This is a genomic window from Actinoplanes sp. NPDC023801 (assembly GCF_040639655.1).
Classification (GTDB): domain Bacteria; phylum Actinomycetota; class Actinomycetes; order Mycobacteriales; family Micromonosporaceae; genus Actinoplanes.
Genome location: NZ_JBFAAI010000070.1, coordinates 1 through 7,254 on the forward strand (window position 1 = coordinate 1; position 7,254 = coordinate 7,254).

The window sequence follows — 7,254 nt, forward strand, 5'->3', positions numbered from 1 at the left end:
CGGCGCGGAGAGGTGTCCGCGCTACGACCGGGGAGTCCGGGCGATCCGGAAGCCCACATCGTCGAGACGCAGGGTCGGGTGGCTGCGGCGGCGCAGGTGCCCAGCACGAGGGTGCCGGTGGCGGCCTTGACGGAGCCACCGTTCAAGCTGTTGTACAGGTACCACTTGCCGCTGCCGCCGGTGTTGTTGGCGCAGATCAGGTAGTGGGCCGGGTTGGTGCCGGCGGCGGGGACGAGGACGTAGCCCAGCTGGGTCTTGTCGGACAGCGTGATGGTCGCGACGGCGGGGGCGGTGCCCAGCACCAGCTTGCCGACGGTACCGGCGGCGTTGGCCTCGGACCCGGTGGCCGGGTAGGCGTTGCCGTTGCTGGTGTAGTACTGCTCAACCGCGCTGATCGCACCGCGGACGTCCGACTGCGCCGACTTGTCGGCCGCGCCCTGGCGGTAGTTCAGGTACACCGGCACGGCGATCGCGACCAGGACGCCGATGATGACGACCACGACCAGGAGCTCGATGAGGGTGAAGCCCTCGTCCTTCTTCTTGCCGGCGCGGAGTCGGGCGATGGTGTCGTGCAGCTGCATGGGGTTGCCTCCGAGGCATAAGGGTGGGGTGGAGAAGGGGCCGGGCTCGGGTGCCCGGTGATGCGACCGGCCGTCGGGAGTCGGCCAGGGGACTTGCGGGTGTTACCTGGCGGAGTCGTCAGCCCTGGATGTTCTGACCGATGGTGAACATCGGCAGGTAGAGGCAGATGACCATGCCGCCGACCACGGTGCCCATGACGACCACCATGATTGGCTCGATCGAGGCGGTCAGTGACTCGGCTGCGGCGTCGACCTCTCTGTCGTAGAAGTCGGCAACCTTGTCGAGCATCTGACTGATCTGACCGCTCTCTTCCCCGACCTCGATCATCTGGGTGACCATGGCCGGGAAGATGGGGTGATGGCGGAGTGCCGAGGACATCGTGTTGCCGTTGCGGACCGTCGCCTGGACGTCCTTCATGGCGACGTTGATGACCTCGTTGCCGGTGGTCTCGCCGACCACGGCGAGTGCCTGCATGACCGGGACGCCGACGTTGAGCAGCAGGCCGAGGTTCCGGGAGAACCGGCTCATGGCGAGCTTGCGCAGCAGCGGACCGAAGACCGGCATGCGCATCTTGATCTGGTCGACCCGGAGCCGGAACTCCGCGCTCGACCGGATCTTGCGCTTGTAGAAGACGGTCGCGGCGATGATGCTGCCGAGTGTCAGCGGCCCGAGCCAGCCCATGTTGTTGCTGGCCGTGACCAGGAACTGAGTTGGCGCGGGTAGTTCGCCGCCGAGACTTTTGAACATCCCCTCGAAGATCGGGACGATGAAGATGAGTACGCCGGCGATCATCACGAACGTGAAAGCGAGCACGATCGCGGGATAGGTCAGCGCAGCCTTGATCTTGCCGCGGAGCGCGGTGTCCTTCTCCAGGCTCTCGGCGATCTGTTCGAGAGCCTTGTCGATCATGCCGCCGGTCTCGCCGGCCCTGATCATGGCGATCATGAGGCGCGGGAAGGCACGGTCGTGCTTCGCCATCGAGGCGGACAGGCCCGCGCCGGAGGCGACGTCGGTGCGTACCTCGCCGATCGCCTTCTTCAGCGGCAGCGAGGAGGTCTGCTCCTCGAGGATCGACAGTGACCGCAGCAGCGACATGCCGGAGGAGGTCATGGTGGCGAACTGCCGCGCGAAGACCGCGAGGTCCTTGAGCTTGACGCCGTTCCCCATGCCGGGGATCTTGATCTCCATCTGGAGACCCTGACCCGCCTCGGTCAGGTCGAGCGGGACCTCGCCGCGCTGCCGCAGCATATGGGTGGCGGCAGCCTCGCTGGGCGCCTCGATCGTGCCTTTGGCCTTCTTGCCGGAGGCGTCGATCGCGTTGTAAGTGAAAGTCTTGGTCGCTGACATCGGATCACCCGTTTCCCACGAGCCGCTTGAGCTCCTCGGCGGAGTGGCAGATCTCCAGTGCGGCCTGCATGGCGACCGTGCCCTCCCGGATCTTCTCGGCCAGGTGCTGGTCGAAGGCGAGCATGCCGTCGGCCCCACCGGCCTGCATGAAGGACGGGATCTGGTGCGTCTTGCCCTCCCGGATCAGGCTGCGGATGGCCGGGGTCGCGGTGAGGATCTCGCAGATCACGGCCCGGCCCTTTCCATCGGCGGTCGGAGCCAGCGCTTGAGTGATCACGCCCTGCAGACTTGCCGCCAGCTGGGCACGGATCTGCAGCTGCTGGTGCGGAGGGAAGATGTCGATGACACGGTCGATGGTCTGGGTGGCGCTCTGCGTGTGCAGGGTCGCCATCACGAGGTGACCGGTCTCCGCGGCGGTCAGCGCCGTGGAGGTGGTGGTCAGGTCACGCAGCTCGCCGACCAGGATGATGTCCGGGTCCTGCCGCAGCGCGTGCTTGAGCGCAGACGCGAAGGTGTCGGTGTCGGTGCCGACCTCCCGCTGGTTCACCACGGACCGCTTGTGCGGGTGCAGGAACTCGATCGGGTCCTCGATCGTGATGATGTGGTCGGCCCGGCTGCGGTTGGCCAGGTCGAGCAGCGACGCCAGGGTGGTGGTCTTGCCCGAACCGGTGGGACCGGTCACCAGGACCAGACCACGCGGCAGGTGGGCGAAGCGGGCCACCGACTCCGGCATGCCGAGCTCGTCCAGCGGCTTGATCTTGTGCGGGATGGCCCGGAAGACCGCGCCGCAGGAGGTCCGCTGACGGTAGAGGTTGCCCCGGAAGCGGGAGACGCCGACGATGCTGTGGGCGAAGTCCATCTCCTGCTCGGCGAGGAACGTCTGCCACTGGGCCTCGGAGACGGCCGCGCGGGCCAGCAGTTCGGTGTCCGAGGTGTTCAGCTTGCCGTAGCCGGGAACCGGCCGGAGCGAGCCGTGCACCCGCATCATCGGCGGGGAGCCGACTGTCAGGTGCAGGTCGGAGCCGCCCGACTCGACCAGGGTGATGAGCAGCGAGTCGAGCACGTCCAGGTCCTCCGAGGACGCGGCGGCGGCGGTTCCCGCCTGGCGTACGTCGTGCTGGAGCGTGTCCATCTGTTCTCCCAGGTCCGTCCTCGGTGCGTCCGACGCTTGTTGAATCGGCACCGCAGGGACCTGGTTTAGTAGCGAAACCGGTGCTATACGGCTACTCGTGAGATCTCTCGGATCGAGGTGAGGCCACCGGCCGCTTTGGCCAGACCGTCGGCGCGCAGGTCGTACATCCCTTGACTCAGGGCGACCTCGCGGATCTCGCCGGCCGGGGCCCGCCGGATGGTCAGCGACTCGATCTCGGCGCTCACCGGCATCACCTCGTGGATCGCGATCCGGCCCTTGTACCCGGTGTTCGCGCAGTTCCGGCAGCCGACCGGCCGGTACAGCACCTCGGGGAAGGCCAGGTCCTCCAGCGGCCAGCGGGCACCGATGATCTCCTCCTCGGTGGGGGCGTACGGCTCCTTGCACCAGTCACAGATGCGCCGGGCCAGGCGCTGGGCGAGCACGCAGTCGAGTGACGAGCCGACCAGGAACGGTTCGATCCCCATCTCGGTGAGACGGGTGACCGCGCCCGGCGCATCGTTGGTGTGCAACGTGGAGAGCAGAAGGTGACCGGTGAGGGCGGCCTCGACGGCGATCTGTGCGGTGTGCCCGTCCCGGATCTCACCGATCAGGACCACATCGGGGTCGGTACGCAGGATCGCCGGCAACACGGCGGTGAAGGTGAGCCCCGCCTTCGCGTTCACCTGCACCTGGTTGACGCCGCGGAGGCGGTACTCGACCGGGTCCTCGACCGTGATCACGTTGACCTCGGGCCGACTGATCTTGCCGAGCGTCGCGTAGAGCGTGGTCGACTTGCCGGATCCGGTCGGTCCCGTCACCAGCACCATGCCGTGCGGCTTGCTGAAGGAGGCGCTGAAGCGCTCCAGGTTGTGCTGGGTGAAGCCGAGCTTGGCCAGGTCGAGGTCGATGCCGCCGGTGTCGAGCACCCGGAGCACGATCTTCTCGCCCCAGACCGTGGGCAGGGTGGCGGTACGCAGGTCGACCACACGGTCGCGGATCTGCGCGGTGATGCGGCCGTTCTGCGGAATGCGCTTCTCGGTGATGTCCACCCCGGACATGATCTTGATACGGGAAATCAGCGCGTTCATCACGCCGCGGGGCACCAGATCCACCTCGTGCAGCACGCCGTCGATCCGGTAGCGGACCCGCATGTCGTCCTCGGTCGGCTCCAGGTGCAGGTCGGAGGCGCGGTTCATGACGGCCTGCTCGATCAGGCTGTTCACGTAGCGGACGATCGGCGCGTCCTCGGTGCTGGTCGCCTGCGCGGACATGCCGGCCTGGTCCTCCAGCCCGGCGTCCGCCAGATCGGCCAGGTCGGCGCCCTCACGCTGGAGCTTCTCGATGATCCGCCGCACCTCGCTGCGGGCCACCACCACGGGGCGGATCGTCATGCCGGTGGCGGCGCGTACGTCGTCCAGGGCCACCACGTCGGCCGGGTCCGTCACGCCGACGACCAGCTCGCCGTCGTTGATCGCCAGACCGAGCACCCGGTGCCGCAGCACGACCGGTAGCGGGATCCGCTTGAGCGCCTGCGGGTCCGGCGTGAAACCGACCAGGTCCAGGGTGTTGATGCCGAACGCGGCGGCGGCCGCCTGGGTGAGCTGCTCCTCGGTGACGACCTGGTCGTTGATCAGGACGGCACGCACCGACCGGCCGCTGCGTTGTGCCTCCGCGGCGGCCCGGTCCACCGCATCGGGGTCGACGCCGATCTGCTTCAGGGCGTCGAGCAGCGGACGGAAGGTCTGATCCATGGGTTCCTCGGCGGGGGCGGAAAAGAGGGCTCAAGGAACCAGTCGGACACTTTACCGCCGAACTGAGGCCAAAGATCAATGGCGGAAGGTGCGGCGGTACGCCGAGGGCGCCACCCCGATCGTGGCGTGCAGATGCTGGCGGAGAGCGGTCGCGCTGCCCAGCCCGGAACGGCGGGCCACCGCGTCGACCGCCAGATCGGTCGACTCCAGCAGGATGCGGGCGTGCTCGACCCGCTGGCGGAGCAGCCACTGCCGCGGGCTGAGACCGGTCTCGTCCCGGAACCGGCGGGTGAACGTGCGCACGCTCATCCGGGCGTGCCCGGCCATCTCCTCCAGGGTCACCGGTTCGGCCAGCCGGTCCAGCACCCAGGCGCGGGTCGAGTCGGTGCCGGCGCCGTTCGCGGCCGGGACCGGTCGCTCGATGTACTGCGCCTGCCCGCCGTCCCGCCACGGCGGCACCACGCAGCGCCGGGCCGTCCGGTTGGCCACCGCCGCGCCGTGATCGCGGCGAATGATGTGCAGGCACAGGTCGACCCCGGCGCCGACCCCGGCGGAGGTCAGCACGTTCCCGTCGTCCACGAAGAGCACGTCGAAGTCCCATGCCACCCGCGGATAGAGCCCGCCGATCCGGTCCGCCCAGGCCCAGTGGGTGGCGGCCGGGCGGCCGTCGAGCAGGCCGGCCGCGGCGAGGACCGAGGCGCCGGTGCAGATCGAGACGATCCGGGCACCCCGGGCCGCGGCCGCGACGAGTGCCTCGCGGACGTCGCCGGGCAGGGTCCCGTCGGTGACCGGACCGCCCCGGTGGATGCCCGGGACGATCACCGTGTCCGCCACCTCCAGCTGTTCCAGCCCGTGCTCGGGGACGACGGTGAAGCCTGCCTCGGTCCGGACCGGGGCGGGCCCGCAGACCCGGACGTCGTAGAGCCGCCGGAAGTCGTCGTCGCGTGCGGAGAGGAACACCTGGGTGGGCGTGCCGAGGTCGAACGGCACCAGGCCGTCGAGGACCAGCACCGCGATGAGATGCCGCATGGCCCGATTCTTACGCATCATGGCTCTCCGGCCACTCGTCCGAAGTCACGTTGAACAGAAGGATCGGTGTCGTGAGACGTTTCCATCCCGCCTGGGCGGTCGCCGCCGTCGCCTTCGTAGCCCTGCTCGGCGCAGCCGGGTTCCGGGCCACCCCGTCCGTCATGCTGCAACCGCTGCACGACGAGTTCGGCTGGTCGCTCGGCACCATCTCCGCCGCTGTCTCGGTGAACCTGCTGCTCTACGGCCTGACCGCGCCGTTCGCGGCCGCCCTGATGAACCGCTTCGGCGTCCGCCGGGTCGCGATGGGTGCACTCCTGCTGGTCTCGGCCGGCTCCGGCCTGACCCTGTGGATGACCGAGAGCTGGCAGCTCATGCTCTGCTGGGGCGTGCTGGTCGGGCTCGGGACCGGCTCTCTCGCCCTCGGTTTCGTGGCGACGATCACCGGACGCTGGTTCGTCCGGCACCGCGGCCTGGTCACCGGCGTGCTGACCGCGGCCGGGGCGACCGGAAACCTGATCTTCCTGCCGGTGCTGTCCCGGATCGTCGAGTCGGACGGCTGGCGCACGGCGGCACTGACCGTGTCGGTGGCGGCGCTTGTGGTCGTACCGCTGCTCTGGTGGCGCCTTCGTGATCATCCGGCTGACCTGGACGTGCCCGCCCTCGGGGCCACCGAGATCGAGCAACCGGCGAAGCCGGCGGGAGGCGCGGCCGGGAACGCCCTCCGCGCGCTCCGGGAGGCGGCCCGGACCCGCCCGTTCTGGCTGCTGGCGGGCGGGTTCGCGATCTGCGGGGCGACGACGAACGGGCTGGTCGGCACCCACTTCATCCCCGCCGCGCACGATCACGGGATGCCGCAGACGACCGCGGCGACCCTGCTCGCGCTGGTCGGCGTCTTCGACGTGGTGGGCACCATCGCGTCCGGCTGGCTCACCGACCGGGTGGACAGCCGGATCCTGCTCGGCGCCTACTACGCCCTGCGCGGGCTGTCGCTGCTGGTGCTGCCGTCGCTGTTCGCCGCGACCGCGCACCCCAGCATGCTGATCTTCATCCTCTTCTACGGGCTGGACTGGGTGGCCACCGTCCCGCCCACCGTGACGCTGTGCCGGGAGTACTTCGGCGCGGCCGGGCCGATCGTCTTCGGCTGGGTCTTCGCCTCGCACCAGTTCGGGGCGGCCGCCGCGGCCACCGCGGCGGGGCTGGTCCGCGACCAGTTCGGCAACTACACGATGGCCTGGTACGTGGCCGGCGGCCTGGCGATCCTCGGCGCGATCCTGAGCCTGATGCTGTACGCCGGCAAGCACCTGCCGGTCCGGGATGAGCTGGGCGCCACCGCCTGAAACCCAAGCCGGCTCTCACCGCTGTCTCAGGCATTCCGAGACAGCGGTGAGAGCCGGGCGGGGGGCTGAGCTGGTC

At 69.3% G+C, this 7,254-nt stretch carries 6 protein-coding genes; 1 reads left to right on the forward strand and 5 read right to left on the reverse strand.

Features of this window, described 5'->3' with window-relative positions; all coding sequences use genetic code 11:
• The 5 genes from AB0G04_RS44025 to AB0G04_RS44045 form a co-directional block, all read right to left on the reverse strand.
• On the reverse strand, nucleotides 1-581 hold a 581-nt coding region (locus AB0G04_RS44025), incomplete at its 3' end, for a prepilin-type N-terminal cleavage/methylation domain-containing protein (RefSeq protein WP_360996675.1).
• 118 nt (nucleotides 582-699) lie between these two features.
• On the reverse strand, nucleotides 700-1,929 hold the full coding sequence (locus tag AB0G04_RS44030; RefSeq protein ID WP_360996678.1) for a type II secretion system F family protein: 1,230 nt from the start codon (nucleotides 1,927-1,929) through the stop codon (nucleotides 700-702).
• A 4-nt stretch (nucleotides 1,930-1,933) separates the two neighbouring features.
• Complete coding sequence (locus AB0G04_RS44035; RefSeq protein WP_360996681.1) at nucleotides 1,934-3,061, reverse strand: type IV pilus twitching motility protein PilT; 1,128 nt, start codon at nucleotides 3,059-3,061, stop codon at nucleotides 1,934-1,936.
• Between the two features lie 83 nt (nucleotides 3,062-3,144).
• Nucleotides 3,145-4,812, reverse strand: a complete 1,668-nt coding sequence (locus AB0G04_RS44040) for an ATPase, T2SS/T4P/T4SS family (protein ID WP_360996684.1) — start codon at nucleotides 4,810-4,812, stop codon at nucleotides 3,145-3,147.
• Nucleotides 4,813-4,887: 75 nt separating this feature from the next.
• Nucleotides 4,888-5,859, reverse strand: coding sequence for a helix-turn-helix domain-containing protein (locus AB0G04_RS44045; protein WP_360996688.1), 972 nt, complete (start codon nucleotides 5,857-5,859; stop codon nucleotides 4,888-4,890).
• 53 nt (nucleotides 5,860-5,912) lie between these two features.
• Between AB0G04_RS44045 and AB0G04_RS44050 the strand changes: the two genes are divergently transcribed.
• Complete coding sequence (locus AB0G04_RS44050; protein WP_360996687.1) at nucleotides 5,913-7,178, forward strand: MFS transporter; 1,266 nt, start codon at nucleotides 5,913-5,915, stop codon at nucleotides 7,176-7,178.
• The last annotated feature ends 76 nt before the right edge of the window (nucleotides 7,179-7,254 follow it).